This window comes from Bacillus sp. z50, from assembly GCF_058313585.1.
This window is the reverse complement of record NZ_JBZFQL010000008.1, coordinates 37,438-53,290: the sequence shown is the minus strand read 5'-3', so window position 1 is coordinate 53,290 and position 15,853 is coordinate 37,438. Positions and strand designations below refer to the sequence as shown.

Genomic DNA, 15,853 nt, shown 5'->3' with positions numbered 1-15,853 from the left:
CCTTCGAAGAGATTTAAGGGGGATTTAAAAGTGGGAAACGTGCTGATTATCGGCAAAGGCAATCTTTATATATCAGTGATTTCTAGTAATAGCTTCAGAACAAGCGTATTTGATGTATTGCCTTATAAGCAATATTTTAAATCTCTTTACAACACGGAAAATGGAAACAGGAGAATGGATAACCAAATTGAAATGGAAAAGGAACTTTTGGTATATAACAAGGTTTATATTATTTCAGATTCCATCAATGAAGGGTTTGAATTGACTGCGTTCTTTTCTAAATTGGGTACGAGAAAAATCATTGTTGCGACACAAAGCAGCAGGGATTATCAGCTTTACAAGAAGCTCGGCGCCAAACTTGTTTATATAAGTAAACCTGGAAGCTGCTCTTATAGTTGGTTAACCAATCACCTTTAACCTTTTAGCTGTGGATTAAAAAAACAATTTTATGAAAGGAAGGTTCATGTGGATCTTATTTCAATTGGATTAGCAGTAGGATCTTTTCTAATATTTTGGGGATTAATTAAGTTTTGTGACAATGTGATTGAGGAACGAGGGGTAGAAAAATGATTTTTATAGGAATCGTTGTTAGTGGACTTGCGATTTACTTAGTTGATGCCTTAATCCATCCAGAGAGATATTAATTTATTAAAACACTATGGGGGAAAGAATAATGGATTTTATACAAATAGCATTGGTATTAGCAGTTCTTTTATTGCTTGCTATACCTATGGGGCGCTATATAGCCCGTGTTTTCTCTTTGGAAGAGACTAAGCTTGATCGAGCATTTGGCGGAATAGAGAACTTAATTTATAAGCTGTCAGGAATTTCGCAAGGGAATATGAAATGGAAGCAATACGCAAAGGCTCTATTGGTTAGTAACATAGCAATGTTTGCTATTTGTTATATAATCGTGCGTCTACAAGGTGTTTTACCGGGAAATCCAAGTGGGATTGCATCAATGGATCCGTTCTTATCTTTTAATACAGTAGCGAGTTTTTTAACCAATACTAATTTACAACACTATAGCGGAGAATCAGGTTTATCTTATTTATCACAAATGATGGTTATTATCTTTCTAATGTTCACCACACCAGCGACAGGAATTGCTTTATGTATCGCTTTTATGAGAGGTCTGACAGGGCAAAAAAGCATTGGTAACTTTTATGTGGATTTAATTCGTGCCCATACACGTATTCTGATTCCGCTTTCCATCCTGGTTGGAATCGTGCTTGTAGGTCAAGGAGTTCCGCAAACATTAGAGCCGACGATCACAGCTACGACCCTGGAGGGTGCCGAACAGCAGATTGCGCGTGGACCTGTTGCAGCTTTGGAATCGATTAAGCATTTAGGGACTAATGGCGGTGGATTTTTCGGTGTAAACTCTGCACATCCATTTGAGAATCCAACACCACTCACGAACGTTATTGAAATCTTATCCATGTTTTTACTGCCAGCTTCACTGCCAATCGCTTTTGGACATATGGCCAGAAGTCGTAAGCAAGGTTGGATTTTATTCAGCGCGATGGGAATTATGTTTCTTGCATTCTTATCATTAGCCTACTTCAGTGAAGCAAATGGAAATCCCGCGCTTCGAGAAATCGGCCTTTCCCAATCAGATGGAAGTATGGAAGGGAAGGAAGTGCGGTTTGGAATTGCCCAAAGTGCTCTATTTACAACAGTTACAACAGCTGCAACGACAGGCACAGTAAACAATATGCATGATACGTTAACCCCGCTTGGAGGGTTGGTTCCATTAGGAGAAATGATGTTGAATTGTGTATTTGGCGGGGACGGTGTTGGAACCGTAAATATTTTAATGTATGCCATTCTTGCTGTTTTCTTAGCAGGATTAATGGTTGGGCGAACACCAGAATTTTTAGGGCGTAAAATCGAAGCGAAAGAAATGAAATTAATCGCGATTACCATTTTAATACATCCATTAATCATTCTGGCTCCATCGGCCATTGCACTGGCAACAGAAATGGGGTCATCAGCGATTTCAAATTCAGGGTTCCATGGAATCACTCAAGTCGTCTATGAATTCACTTCATCTGCAGCGAATAATGGATCAGGATTTGAAGGCTTAGGAGATAATACACCATTTTGGAATATATCTACAGGGTTAGTGATGTTATTTGGCCGCTATTTCTCCATGATCGCCATGCTTGCAGTAGCTGGATCGTTACTAAATAAAAAGCCTGTTCCGGAAACGATTGGTACGTTTAAATCAGATAACATCACATTCATCGTTCTTCTGGTGACTACGGTTTTAATCGTAGGGGCATTAACATTCTTCCCAGTTATCACGCTCGGACCAATTGCGGAGTATTTATCGATTCGCTAATAAAGAAAAAAGAAGGTAAAGGAGTATTCTAATGAACACAAAGCGTAAAGCGGCGATTAATAACGCTATAGTCAAGCGTGCTTTAATAGATGCTTTTAAAAAGCTGGACCCGCGTCTGATGGCTAAAAATCCAGTCATGTTTGTAGTAGAGGTTGGGTTTGTTATCACCCTAATCCTGACTATTTTCCCCACCCTGTTTGGAGGGGGAGCGAGTTCAATTTACAACGGGAGTGTAAGTGCAATCTTACTTCTAACCATCCTATTCGCTAACTTTGCGGAATCCTTAGCAGAGGGAAGAGGAAAGGCTCAAGCTGACAGTCTGAAAAAGACAAAACAAGATACAAGTGCCAGATTGCTTTTGAAAGATGGATCAACCAAAATGGTCCAATCAACAGAATTGAGAAAAGGGGATATAGTTGTTGTCAAAGCAACTGAATTGATTCCTGCCGATGGAGAAATTGTGGAAGGTGTAGCCTCTGTTGATGAGTCTGCAATAACGGGTGAATCTGCATCGGTTATAAAAGAATCTGGTGGAGATTTCAGCTCAGTCACCGGTGGTACACGAGTAATTAGTGACAGGCTAAAGATTCGAGTGACGACGGATCCGGGTGAATCCTTCCTTGATCGTATGATTCATTTGGTTGAAGGAGCGAAGCGCCAAAAAACACCGAATGAAATTGCATTAAATACATTGCTCGTCAGCTTAACGTTGATATTCTTAATTGTTTGTACGACCCTGGTTCCAATCGCTGCCTATGTTGGAGTTACTATACCAATCGCAACTTTGGTAGCCTTACTTGTTTGTTTGATTCCTACGACGATCGGGGGACTACTTTCAGCGATCGGAGTCGCCGGGATGGACCGAGTTACTCAATTTAATGTAATTGCTATGTCAGGTAAAGCGGTGGAAGCAGCTGGGGATATTAATACGATCATTCTCGATAAAACAGGCACGATAACTCATGGGAATCGGATGGCTACAGCATTTGTGGCCGTTGGAAAATTAGATCAAATGGAGCTGAATAAAGCCGCACTAGCTAGCTCTCTTCATGATGAGACTCCTGAGGGGCGGTCGGTCATTGAGTTGGCAAAAAAATCAGGTGTTTTAGAAGCTGAGGGACATGAAATTGATTCAGAAGGTGTTGAATTTAAAGCGGAAACTCGAATGAGCGGAACGGACTTTGCGGATGGACGGAAAATTAGAAAAGGTGCCGTGGATGCTATTAAAGAGTACGTGACCGCTCAGGGAGGGACTGTGCCAAAGGATCTTGATAGTAAAACAAAAACAATCGCAATGGAAGGTGGCACACCGCTTGCTGTGGCAGAAGGAAACAAAATTCTAGGCTTAATATATTTAAAAGATACCGTTAAACCCGGAATGAAAGAACGGTTTGACGAATTACGAAAAATGGGGATAAAAACCGTCATGTGTACAGGGGATAACCCACTGACCGCCGCAACGATCGCTCGTGAAGCAGGTGTAGATGATTTCATCTCTGAGGCAAAGCCTGAAGATAAGATTTCCGTTATTAAAAAGGAACAAGCTGAAGGAAAGCTAGTAGCGATGACAGGGGACGGTACGAATGATGCTCCGGCACTCGCACAGGCTGACGTTGGTCTTGCGATGAATAGCGGAACGATTGCAGCAAAAGAGGCGGCGAACATGGTTGACTTAGATTCTGATCCAACGAAGATCATTGAAGTAGTAGCCATTGGGAAGCAGTTGTTGATGACACGGGGTGCTTTGACTACGTTCAGTATTGCTAATGATGTTGCGAAATACTTTGCGATTATCCCAGCTATGTTTATGGTGGCGATTCCGCAAATAGGGGCACTAAATATTATGAATCTGAATACACCACAAAGCGCGATTCTATCCGCACTCATCTTTAACGCAATTATCATTCCATTGCTTATACCCCTGGCAATGAAGGGTGTTAAATATGTACCGATGAGTTCTACAAAACTATTAAATCGTAACCTCACGATTTTTGGGTTCGGGGGAGTCATTGTTCCGTTTATCGGTATTAAGGTAATCGATTCTTTGCTTATGGTCATGAATCTTGTTTAAAAATAACTAATAAAGTAAAGGTGACGTATACATGTTGAAAAATTTGCGGGTAAGTCTGGTACTACTTCTTATATGCGGGTTCATGTATCCTTTGGCGATAACAGGGATATCACAGTTGATTTTCCCGGCTAAAGCCGATGGCAGTGTGATCGAAGCTAAAGATGGGGATGTGGTAGGTTCTGAATTGATTGGGCAGAGTTTTAAGGATTCGAAATACTTCATGAGTCGCGTATCTTCTATTGAATATAATGCCTCTGGATCTGGATCAGGAAATTATGCACCATCTAATGAGGATATGATTGAGCGGACTAAAAACGATATAAAGGCATTTTTAGAAAATAACCCTGATGTGCAAAAAGAAGATATTCCGGCAGATCTTTTAACAAATTCAGGTTCAGGTTTGGATCCGCATATTTCACCGATGGCAGCAAAGATTCAAGTGCCGAGAATTGCTGATGTCAGGGACATAGATGAAGAGCAATTAGTGTCCCTTATTATAAAAAATACGGATGGAAGGCAATATGGGATATTAGGAGAACCGCGGGTAAATGTATTACAGCTAAATATGGAGCTTGATAGATTGAAATAAGGAAGAAGGAGAAAGGGAGAGTATCGTATACCAGCTCTCCTTTTCTTGTCTGTAGAAAGATAGGGGTGAAAGCATGGTCGAATTTCGCAGAAAAACTCCCGAAGAATTTTTACAATCGATTTATGAAGTGAAACGAGGAAGGCTGAAAATTATTCTCGGGGCGGTTTCTGGATCGGGAAAGACCTATCATATGTTATTGGATGGGAATGTATTGAAGAAGAGATCGATTGATGTTGTGATTGGAATAATCAGTCCATCCAATCGTCCTAAAACAAATGAACAAATCGGGGATTTGGAGACGATTCGACCAATTGAATGGGTGGAGAACGGAATAGTTAAACAGGATTTAGATATTGAAGCCATTAAAGAAAGGAATCCAGAAGTTGTTCTTGTTGATATCTTGTCACATCGCAATCGCTTAGATGCACCGCATAAGACAAGACTTGAAGATGTAATAGAGCTAATGAACCACAATATTAGTGTAATTACAACGATGAACATTTACGAATTAAATGGAGTTAGAGAGATTGTTGAAAAACTGTTAGGCATTAAAGTACAGGTGGATCATTGTGTACCGAATGACACCCTTGCGATGGCAGATGAGGTTAAGCTTTTGGATGTAACACCTGACCAAATTCTTAATCGTTTACAGGATGGCAACATAGACCGGGTATTAGAAGAGAAATTGTTTAAACGAGCAAATTTGGCAGTATTACGCGAGCTTGCCTTACGCCATTTAGCAGGTGAAGTAAATGACGAACTGGATGAATATCGAGAACAGCAAGGGCTGATAGGACCATCCGGAGCATCGGAGAGAATTCTTGTTACCGTTCAATATCACTGGAATGGCTCAATTTTAGTACGTAGAGGACAACAAGTTGCAAAACGTTTGGGTGGTGAGCTATTAGTCGTATGTTTCCTTTCACCGGATAGAAAGCTTTCAAAGGAAGAGCAAACTTTTAGAAGGTCCATTAAAAAGTTAGTTCATAAAGTTGGAGGTAAATTTGAAGAATTTTCTATTACTCGAACGGATGCAGCCGAGGAAATCGTCACCTATGCAACTGACAAGAAAATCACCAAAATTGTAATAGGCCATTCTAAAAGAAGCCGCCTGGAAGAAATCATAAACGGCTCGGTCATTAATAAAATTCTGCGAAGTACGCAAAACATAGATATCTTGGTTGTAGCTGACCGAACAGATAAAAGTGGGAAAAGAGTAATACCTGCTAAGTTGGGAGACGACAATAAAATCAATCCATACCGTCGCTTATCAAATCGAGAAGTGGAAGAGCGGATTGGAAAAATGAAGCGTGGACAATTAAAGGTTTATATTGGGGCAGCTCCAGGTGTCGGGAAGACGTATACGATGCTGCGTGAGGCTAACGAGTTGAAGAAAAACGGAATAGATGTCGTAATTGGTTTGCTTGAAACACATGGTAGGAAAGAAACACTTGATCAAGTCGGAAGCTTGGAAATGATGCCACGAATGAAAATTAACTATAAAAATGTTGTGATTGAAGAAATGGATGTAGATGCCATTATAAAGAGAAATCCCGAGGTGGTACTAGTTGATGAATTGGCTCATACCAACGTACCAGGCAGCAATCATAAAAAACGTTATGAAGATGTTGAAGAGATTATAAAATCAGGGATTTCGGTCATCTCAACCATGAACATTCAGCATTTAGAAAGTTTAAATGACAGTATTGAACAAATTACAGGAGTGCGGGTACGGGAAACAGTACCCGATCAAGTTCTCCGAATGGCAGATGAGATTGAGCTTATTGATATTTCTCCAAAGGAGTTGCAGCAACGTATGCTGGAGGGGAATATATACGCAAAGGAAAAAGTAGAACAGGCACTGAATCATTTTTTTAAAACGTATAATTTAATCGCATTAAGAGAACTCGCCCTTCGTGAAGTCGCTGATGATGTTGATGAGAGACTAGAATTATTGGAACGTAACCGTACTTTAAGAGGACCGTGGCGAAAACAAGAGGTCATCTTTGTTTGTGTAAATTTACGCGGGAACAGTGAGCGTTTAATTCGACGTGGTTTTCGAACTGCTTATCGGTTGAAGGCTAACTGGTATGTGGGTTATGTAAGGGAGCATTCTGTTCTAACAGACGAAGAACAGTCCAAAATGAAGAACTTGCAGTTTTTAACCGAAAGACTGGGTGGGATTTTTGAAATATACGAAACATCCCACCGAAGAAAAGTTGTTGAAGAATTGGGAGAACGATTAAATGACAAAGAGGCAACCCAAGTGTTTATCGGACAATCGACACGGACACGATTGGAAGAGATCATAAGAGGTTCGGTTGTCCAAAAGCTATTGCGTTTAGTCCGTCATTTAGATGTATTAATTATTGCAGATCAAAAACCTGATAAAAAGAAGGGACTAAGTTAACCGCTAAATTTAGAACAGCATATAAACTAATCAGTCGGGCATTCTAAAGCAGAGCAGGAAGTATATGATGAATAACTGATGAGGGGGTAAGCGGTGAATATAGCCTTTTTTCTAATCCCAAAAAGAGAAGTAGCCTTCGTTAAATATGAGTCCACGATGAGACAAGCGTTGGAAAAAATGGAGTTTCACAAATACTCTGCAGTTCCCATTATCGATAACCAAGGGAGATATGTTGGTACCTTAACAGAGGGGGACTTACTCTGGAAAATGAAAAACACCCCTGACTTATCATTCGAAAACACCCATAAAACGAAACTGAAAGACATAAAACCAAAGCGTTATAATGAACCGATTCATATTGATGCTGATATGGAAAGTATTCTTTTAAGGGCAATGGAGCAGAATTTTGTCCCTGTTATTGATGACGCGGGCATTTTTATTGGAATTATTAGAAGAAGAGAAATCATAGAATACTGTGCTAAGGGGATTTTCGAGAAAAAAGCATAAAATTAATAGTAATAGTGTACTGTTTAACTTTTATTACCTTTCGCAAGGAATTATTTTATTACCATACAATAAGAGAGTCCAAAGTTAATGTTCAGTATAATCAGCAGTCACATAAGCTTTCTAACACGACTGCCTTGATTATAAGGTAATCTTTTAGAATTGACGGTTTAACAGCCCTATATTCTATAAAAAGTTCATACATACATAAAAAGGTGAATTTAAAAGATTGTTTCCTGTAAAAAAGGGAGCAGTCTTTTTTTATCAATAAGATGTAGTCGGTGTTTCTCGAGGTAAATAATAATTCGGTAATTTCTGAAAAAATAGATTGACAAAAGTAGGAAAAGAAATTATATTTAACTACGTATTGATAATCATTATCAATTAAATTGGGCTATATATCCTTTTAAGGAGGTTTACTATGAATCGCCTCTATACAGATCGTTTGAACATTGGGTACGGGGAAGAATTAATTGTAAAGGATCTCAGTGTAGAAATACCTGACCGGAAAATAACGACAATCATTGGCTCTAATGGGTGTGGGAAATCAACTTTATTGAAAGCCATTACACGCATTATATCTCATCAATCAGGCGACGTCGTTTTGGATGGGAAAAGTATCTTAAGTAATAATACAAAGATTCTTGCACAAAAAATGGCCATCCTTCCTCAGTCACCAGAAAGTGCAAGCGGACTTACAGTAGGTGAACTAGTTTCCTATGGAAGGTTTCCTTATCAAAAGGGATTTGGTCGTTTAACTAAAAAAGATTATGAGGTAATTGACTGGGCACTTGAGGTTACTGGAACGATAGATTACAAGTTTCGTCCGGTAGATGCCCTATCAGGCGGTCAGCGCCAACGTGTTTGGATTGCCATGGCACTAGCCCAGGAGACAGAAATCATCTTTCTCGACGAGCCAACCACCTATTTAGACATGGCTCATCAGTTAGAGGTCTTAGAGCTTTTACAAAAACTGAATCAAGAACAAGCACGTACCATTGTGATGGTCTTGCATGATTTAAACCAGGCAGCACGTTTTGCTGATTATATGATTGCCTTAAAAGATGGCCGAGTTGTAAAAGCCGGGTCCTGCGAGGAAGTGATTACTCCCGCTGTACTCAGAAAAGTATTCCATATTGATGCCCAAATAGGGAGAGATCCACGAACAAATAAACCAATGTGCCTTACTTATAACTTATTAAAAGGAGAACCCAAACATGAAAAAATGGATATTCCCGTTTATGCTGCTCTCAGTGTTAATTATTAGTGCATGCAGCAATAGTTCATCTACAGAGAAGGAAAATGATACAAAAAAAGAAGAAGCGCCAAAAACATTTACATATGAATCAGAAACAGGGCCAGTCGAAGTACCAACAGATCCGCAGCGTGTTGTCATGCTATCAGGATTCACTGGGAACGTGATTGAACTGGATGTGAATTTAGTTGGTGTTGACGTTTGGTCTAAAACAAACCCTACCTTTGAAAAGGAATTAAAGGATGTTGCCGAAGTTTCAGAGGATAATCTAGAAAAAATCATTGATTTGAATCCTGATCTCATTATTGCGTTATCTACTGTTAAAAACGTTGATAAATTAAAGGAGATTGCTCCTACTGTAACCTATACTTGGGGCAAATTGGATTACTTAGCTCAGCATGTGGAAATTGGAAAACTATTAGGTAAAGAGAAAGAAGCAGAGGACTGGGTTGATGACTTCCAAACACGTGCTGCGGAAGCCGGAGAAGAGATTCGCGCCAAAATCGGTGAGGATGCTACAGTATCTGTAATAGAAGCTTTTGATAAAAATTTATATGTATACGGTGATAATTGGGCACGCGGAACAGAAATCCTTTACCAAGCTATGAAATTGAAAATGCCTGATAAAGTAAAAGAGATGACATCTAAGGATGGATACTATACTCTTTCTACGGAAGTACTCTCTGAATACGCAGGAGATTATGTGATTTTAAGTAAATACGCAGCTGCTGATGTATCATTCCAGGAAACTGAAACCTATAAAAATATACCTGCCGTTAAAAATGGACATGTATATGAAATGGAAGGAGACGGTGCTTCCTTTAGTGACCCAGTTACATTAGAGAAGCATTTAGCTTTTTTCAAGAAATCATTTCTTGGTGAATAATTTTCGGGTGGAGGGATTCTAATTGGAATCCCTTTTCCCCTATTCTGACGAAAGAGAAGATGAGTAACTGATGACAAAAGAAATGAAACGTTCTGTCCCCTTTGTCTATAAAATGATTGCCAGTTTGCTTGTTCTTGCTGGGATGTTTGTGGCGGCCATGGTTTTTGGTGCTGCAGATACGACTGTCAAAGATGTATGGCTCGCTCTTACCTCTAACGTGAAAACGGATGAAACTCTTGTTCTGCGAGAGATTCGTTTTCCAAGAGAAGTTGCAGCCATTTTTGTAGGAGCAGCTTTAGCTGTTGCCGGCGCTATTATGCAAGGGTTGACGAGAAATCCGCTTGCTGATCCAGGTTTACTAGGATTGACTGCCGGCGCAAATGCGGCGCTGGCAATTACGCTGGTTGTTTTCCCATCTATTAATTATTTTGGGTTGATGATTGGCTGTTTTATTGGAGCAGCTGTTGGTACAATCATGGTATTTAGTATGGGGTTTATGAAAAAAGGAGGGTTTTCTCCGCTTCGAATCGTATTAGCAGGTGCTGCTGTATCTGCTTTCCTTTATGCGGTTGCGGATGGGGTAAGTATTTACTTTAAGGTATCTAAAAATGTTTCAGCATGGACTTCAGGAGGGTTAGTTGGAACTAGTTGGGACCAGCTCCAGATCATTGTTCCTTTTATTATAGTTGGCATTCTAGTGGCGCTCATTTTAGCAAGACAGCTGACGATTCTTAGTTTAAATGAAGAAGTTGCTGTTGGCTTGGGGCAAAACACGGCACAAGTAAAATTCATCCTTTATGTTGTCATTATCCTTCTGGCGGGTGCATCTGTTGCCCTTGTCGGGAATATGACCTTTATTGGCTTAATGATCCCGCATATTGTACGGGCCATCGTCGGAACGGATTACCGATTTATTATCCCAATGTCTGCCATTGCAGGAGCTGTTTTTATGCTTTTTGCGGATACGCTTGGACGGACCATAAATGCACCATTTGAAACTCCGGTAGCAGCTATTGTAGCTACAATAGGGTTGCCATTTTTCTTGATAATTGTTCGTAAAGGAGGGAAAGCATTCTCATGATTCATCCTTCTTTACTAAAAAAACAACGACTATTTCTTGTTGTTTTATTGACTCTCATTATTGCTACAGCGGTTGTCAGCATGGGGATGGGAGCAGCTGCTTTATCTTATGACCGGCTCATTCCAACACTACTTGGAGAGGGCACGTTTAAAGAAGAGTTTGTTTTATTTTCGATTCGTTTACCAAGAATACTGATTACAGTGTTGGCTGGAATGGCGCTTGCATTATCGGGTGCTATTTTACAAGGTATTACACGGAATGATTTAGCGGATCCTGGCATTATTGGGATTAATTCTGGAGCGGGTGTGGCTGTAGCTATCTTCTTTCTATTTTTTCCGATTGAACCAGGTTCATTTGTTTATATGCTGCCTCTTGTCGCGTTTTTCGGTGCGATCCTCACCGTATGTTTCATCTATTTATTTTCATATACGAAAAACTCAGGGTTGGAGCCGGTAAGGCTCGTGTTAGTAGGCATAGGTTTTTCGATGGCCCTCTCCGGTGCCATGATTGTCCTTATTTCATCGGCAGAACGAGAAAAAGTAGATTTTATTGCTCAATGGTTAGCAGGGAATATATGGGGAACAGATTGGCCTTTTATTTGGGCGTTGCTCCCTTGGTTAGTCATCCTTATTCCGTTTACTTTATTCAAAGCCAATCGTTTAAACCTTCTCGGGATTAGTGAACCTGCAGCTATTAGTGTAGGTGTGTCGATTGAGAAGGAAAGAATCATTTTACTGATCACAGCTGTTGCCCTGGCTGCCTCCGCTGTCTCGGTTACAGGGGGGATCTCCTTCATCGGTTTAATGGCACCGCATATAGCCAAAACTCTAGTAGGACCACGAAACCAATTATTTATCCCACTTGCCATTTTGATTGGGGGATGGTTATTATTATTCGCTGATACAATCGGCCGAAATCTAATTGAGCCTAACGGACTCCCGGCAGGTATTATGGTTGCCCTTATCGGTGCCCCTTATTTTATGTATTTATTATTGAAAAAATAAGCGAATATCCCTTGGGAATCTGCTTATTATCAAAGGTTTCTACTGTTTTGTTATCGGGATGGAAATGATAGCGTTCATTAACTGTGTGTAAATATTAATTCAGAAAATAAAGCTACTGTTCCCTGTAGCAAAAAGAATCAAGAATGCTAATTAACGGCATTCTTGCTTCTTTTTATTTGGTTATTCCAAATGCCCTTTTCCTCTACTAACTGGATGTTTAACTCGTCAGAAGAACTGGTAGGATGTAAAGCAAATGAACATTTACTCTGATTACTGTTTTGATTACGGAAGTTGATTCAGAAACAATCAGTATGATGTCTAAAAATAGATGTGTTGTTGTGCCTTTAGTGAATATATGTAAAATTGATACAATGATTTAGTTTCAAAAAAGGGATGGCTATTGTCATCCTCATTTTAGGTGGGGATATTGATAAAAGTCTAAATAAAGCCGATAAAATTACGTATTTACCAGCTTTATGTATGGTTAAATGTTAAATTCCAGAATAGATTCTGTATTAAATTCCAAGCTCTTCTTTTAATAATAATTCGTTCCGTTCTTTGAATACTTCATTATGTGATGAGACCATTGCAGTATCGTATGCTGAAGGTTCAATAAAAACTTTGGCACTGTTGACAGCATTGAGAGCATCCTGGAAGGCACCGACCAATAAATTTACTTTTCCTTCGTAAGATATAATATCCCCAGCTGCAAAGATTCCTTCTGTAGAAAGAACGCCTTTGGGTGTACCGATATAATAGTAATCATCCTTCATCTCCGGCTGCAAGCCATCTTCAAATTCGAGGGAAGCTTCACGATTATAGCCATGATTAATTAAAACTTCATCAACAGCAATCGCTCTATTATCACCATTAATCTCTACAATCACTTGATCAATCGTATGGTTTTCCTTATTTGCAACTAAAGAATTAATGGTAGCATTGAGGATAATTTCTACATGGTTCTCCTGCAAATTTTTGATTTGTGCCTCGTGTGCAGTCAGTTCATCTTTACGGTAAATAACCGTCACACTCTCTGCGACATGCAGTAATTCTGCAGCCCAATCAATAGCAGCATTTCCTCCCCCGGAAATTAAGACATGCTTATCCTTAAAACGCTCTATTCGCTGAACGGTGTAGTGTAAATTAGTAAGCTCGTACTTTGTTGCACCTTCTATATCCAGCTTTTGTGGAGAGATAATTCCTCCGCCATTTGCCATAATAACGGTTTTTGATATATGCTTCTCACCATTATCTGTTATAAGAGTAAATAATCCATTTTCTTTAGTAATATATTCAACTTTAGTATTCAAACATACGGTAGGTTCAAAGGTTAATCCTTGCGAAATCAAATCCTTAACGAATTCCTCCCCACGCATTGGACGCAATCCCCCGACATCCCAAATCATCTTTTCAGGATAGATATTAACTTTTCCTCCCAACATTGTCTGAGATTCAATAATCTTTGTTTTCATGGTTCGTAAACCGCTGTAAAACGCACTGTACAAACCCGCTGGTCCTCCGCCAACAATCGTTACATCATAAATATCCGGCATTAAAAACCCTCCTTTATTACAAAAGATGGAACTAGTAGTTAAGTACATTATATTGATAATAATTCTCATTATCAATGAGAATTTATAATTTGATCAAGCCATAGATGTACGACAGGGAAGTTAGAGGAGTAGGAAAGCAGCTATTCAATGGCTATCCTACACCTATGCCAGAAGATAGAAGCCAAAAGCATAAGTTGAGCTGATAAAATTAATAAACATTTTTCCTCACATGTAAATCACATAATGAATAATGATTCATTATGTGATAATATTTAACGAATAATCGCGGTAAGGAGGAGTGGGATGATAGCTAAAAAGAGCTTTACAACAGAGATGGTAAATGGAGTGCAGACGGGGAATGGAACCATTTCGTTACTTAATGTACATATGAATGTGTATGTTTTTTGTGTGGATGGAGTTTTAATTGATACGGGTGCTCAATCAATTGAAAAGGAATTTTGGCCATTTTTTAATGATTTGGAGATAGATCAGGTTGTTGTAACACATTATCATGAAGACCATACAGGTTGTGCAGCTTTTTTACAGCAGAAGTATCAAGTACCCATTCTTATGAATAAGATGATGATTGATTATTGCCGCAAAAAAGCAGATTATCCATTGTATCGCAAACTTTTTTGGGGTAGACGAAAACCATTTGAGGGTACGGAAATCGGTAAAACATTTGCCTCTCGTCATGCTATATGGGACGTGATTGAGACTCCAGGCCATTCAAAGGATCACCTATCTTTTTTAAATCGGCAAACCGGACAGTTGTTTACAGGGGATTTATATTGTCAGCCTCGGACAAAGGTTGTGTTACGGGAGGAAAGTGTACCGGCTATCATTCATTCATTAAAGCATGTCTTAACCTATGATTTTGAAGAGGTGTATTGCTGTCACTCAGGCTTTTTAGAGAAAGGGCGTATCGCATTACAAAGAAAACTGGATTATTTGTTGGAGATTCAGGAAAAAGTGATTACACAGTATAAAGAGGGGAAAACACCATATCAAATCAAAGAATCCCTGTTCCCAAGAAACTATCCTATTACGAAATTTTCACAAGGAGAATGGGATTCCATTCATATTATAAATTCGGTTCTTTTAAAGTATGATGAAGAAAATATCGCTTTAAAATAAAGTAATTTAACATAGATAAATCTTGGGTCTTGAGCATAGTTCCACAGATTCGGATTTTTTAATGTAAGTCCTCTATAGGATATGATGTATTGCCCTGCCATCAACTATTTGAAACCCAGAGTCATTAATAGGTGGTAAATTACAGGTTAAATACCAATATCACGATTAAAAGGTTAGTGGAAGGGTAAAATACCTATAAAATCCAAAGAGGTGATTTCATGTCAAATGTTCAAAATGAGAACAAACAAGAGTTGGAGAAATTAAGAGAGTTAATTAAAGATGTAGATACTGCAATGCTCACCACACAGACTAGTGAAGGATTGATTTCTCGTCCAATGAAAACTCAGGAAGTCGAATTTGATGGGGATCTATGGTTTTTTACAAAGAAAGAAACAGATAAATATAAAGAGGTGCTGGAACGTCCGGAAGTCAATGTAGCGTATGCCGGTAGATCCTATGTTTCTATTCGAGGTAAAGCTGAAATTGTAAATGACATTAACAAGAAAAAAGAACTCTGGAATGCAGCCTATGAAAAGCTACTGGAAACAAGTGTGGATGACCCAAATATCATTTTAATTAAGGTAGAAGCAGAAGCAGCAGAATATTGGGAAACAGGAAATCTCACTAAAAACATTGTTAATTTATATAAGAAGCTAACAAAGAATGAATCAGATACAGAGAATATAAATGAAACAATTGAATTAAAATAGAAAATACTAAATATTGCATAGAAAAAGGGCATGCCTAAAGTAGGTATGCCCTTTTTCTATACCTTTTTTCTTGGATAATTGTAAAGGAATCTTAAAGGCGATGTTCGTTATTTTATTAGATTGCTGTTCAACAATATGCACTTTAATTCAGGTACTTTCACTCATTAATAGCTCATCTTATATCATTCAGAGTGAACATTCTGTGAATTTAGTAGTATAGAAATTTCATAAAATTTATTCATTTTTTATCAAATGACTAGACATTTAAATCTAACTGTCTATAATAGTAAATGTAAGCGGTTTTAC

14 protein-coding genes are annotated in these 15,853 nt (G+C 38.8%); 13 read left to right on the top strand and 1 reads right to left on the bottom strand.

Annotated features, from left to right (window positions below; genetic code table 11):
* Window positions 1–30: 30 nt before the first annotated feature.
* From AC4G3N_RS17600 to AC4G3N_RS17550, 11 genes are all read left to right on the top strand, one after another.
* Window positions 31–417 (top strand): hypothetical protein, encoded by a 387-nt coding sequence (locus tag AC4G3N_RS17600; protein WP_491090850.1) that lies wholly within the window; start codon window positions 31–33, stop codon window positions 415–417.
* A 149-nt stretch (window positions 418–566) separates the two neighbouring features.
* Window positions 567–644, top strand: coding sequence for a potassium-transporting ATPase subunit F (locus AC4G3N_RS17595; protein WP_491090882.1), 78 nt, complete (start codon window positions 567–569; stop codon window positions 642–644).
* A 29-nt stretch (window positions 645–673) separates the two neighbouring features.
* On the top strand, window positions 674–2,347 hold the full coding sequence (gene kdpA, locus AC4G3N_RS17590; protein ID WP_491090847.1) for a potassium-transporting ATPase subunit KdpA: 1,674 nt from the start codon (window positions 674–676) through the stop codon (window positions 2,345–2,347).
* A 31-nt stretch (window positions 2,348–2,378) separates the two neighbouring features.
* Window positions 2,379–4,418, top strand: a complete 2,040-nt coding sequence (kdpB, locus tag AC4G3N_RS17585) for a potassium-transporting ATPase subunit KdpB (RefSeq protein ID WP_491090845.1) — start codon at window positions 2,379–2,381, stop codon at window positions 4,416–4,418.
* 31 nt (window positions 4,419–4,449) lie between these two features.
* A complete protein-coding gene (gene kdpC / locus AC4G3N_RS17580; RefSeq protein WP_491090843.1) occupies window positions 4,450–5,007 on the top strand; it encodes a potassium-transporting ATPase subunit KdpC in 558 nt (185 codons plus the stop codon).
* 73 nt (window positions 5,008–5,080) lie between these two features.
* A complete protein-coding gene (locus AC4G3N_RS17575) occupies window positions 5,081–7,417 on the top strand; it encodes a universal stress protein (RefSeq protein ID WP_490553682.1) in 2,337 nt (778 codons plus the stop codon).
* Between the two features lie 93 nt (window positions 7,418–7,510).
* The gene (locus AC4G3N_RS17570; protein ID WP_491090840.1) at window positions 7,511–7,924 is read left to right on the top strand and encodes a CBS domain-containing protein; all 414 of its coding nucleotides are present in this window, start codon (window positions 7,511–7,513) and stop codon (window positions 7,922–7,924) included.
* A 418-nt stretch (window positions 7,925–8,342) separates the two neighbouring features.
* The gene (locus tag AC4G3N_RS17565) at window positions 8,343–9,188 is read left to right on the top strand and encodes an ABC transporter ATP-binding protein (RefSeq protein WP_066109900.1); all 846 of its coding nucleotides are present in this window, start codon (window positions 8,343–8,345) and stop codon (window positions 9,186–9,188) included.
* A complete protein-coding gene (locus AC4G3N_RS17560) occupies window positions 9,139–10,062 on the top strand; it encodes an iron-hydroxamate ABC transporter substrate-binding protein (RefSeq protein ID WP_491090838.1) in 924 nt (307 codons plus the stop codon). Before AC4G3N_RS17565 ends, AC4G3N_RS17560 begins: the two co-directional genes overlap by 50 nt.
* 70 nt (window positions 10,063–10,132) lie before the next feature.
* The gene (locus AC4G3N_RS17555; protein WP_140462271.1) at window positions 10,133–11,143 is read left to right on the top strand and encodes a FecCD family ABC transporter permease; all 1,011 of its coding nucleotides are present in this window, start codon (window positions 10,133–10,135) and stop codon (window positions 11,141–11,143) included.
* The gene (locus AC4G3N_RS17550) at window positions 11,140–12,147 is read left to right on the top strand and encodes a FecCD family ABC transporter permease (RefSeq protein WP_490553684.1); all 1,008 of its coding nucleotides are present in this window, start codon (window positions 11,140–11,142) and stop codon (window positions 12,145–12,147) included. Before AC4G3N_RS17555 ends, AC4G3N_RS17550 begins: the two co-directional genes overlap by 4 nt.
* 515 nt (window positions 12,148–12,662) lie before the next feature.
* On the opposite strand, the gene AC4G3N_RS17545 is transcribed toward AC4G3N_RS17550, so the two are convergent.
* Window positions 12,663–13,700 (bottom strand): NAD(P)/FAD-dependent oxidoreductase, encoded by a 1,038-nt coding sequence (locus AC4G3N_RS17545; RefSeq protein WP_491090835.1) that lies wholly within the window; start codon window positions 13,698–13,700, stop codon window positions 12,663–12,665.
* A gap of 303 nt (window positions 13,701–14,003) precedes the next feature.
* Between AC4G3N_RS17545 and AC4G3N_RS17540 the strand changes: the two genes are divergently transcribed.
* Both AC4G3N_RS17540 and AC4G3N_RS17535 read left to right on the top strand, forming a co-directional pair.
* Complete coding sequence (locus AC4G3N_RS17540; protein WP_491090832.1) at window positions 14,004–14,837, top strand: MBL fold metallo-hydrolase; 834 nt, start codon at window positions 14,004–14,006, stop codon at window positions 14,835–14,837.
* A gap of 218 nt (window positions 14,838–15,055) precedes the next feature.
* Window positions 15,056–15,547 carry a pyridoxamine 5'-phosphate oxidase family protein gene (locus AC4G3N_RS17535; protein WP_140462274.1) on the top strand — a complete coding sequence of 164 codons (492 nt, stop codon included), beginning with the start codon at window positions 15,056–15,058 and terminating at the stop codon, window positions 15,545–15,547.
* Window positions 15,548–15,853: the final 306 nt, after the last annotated feature.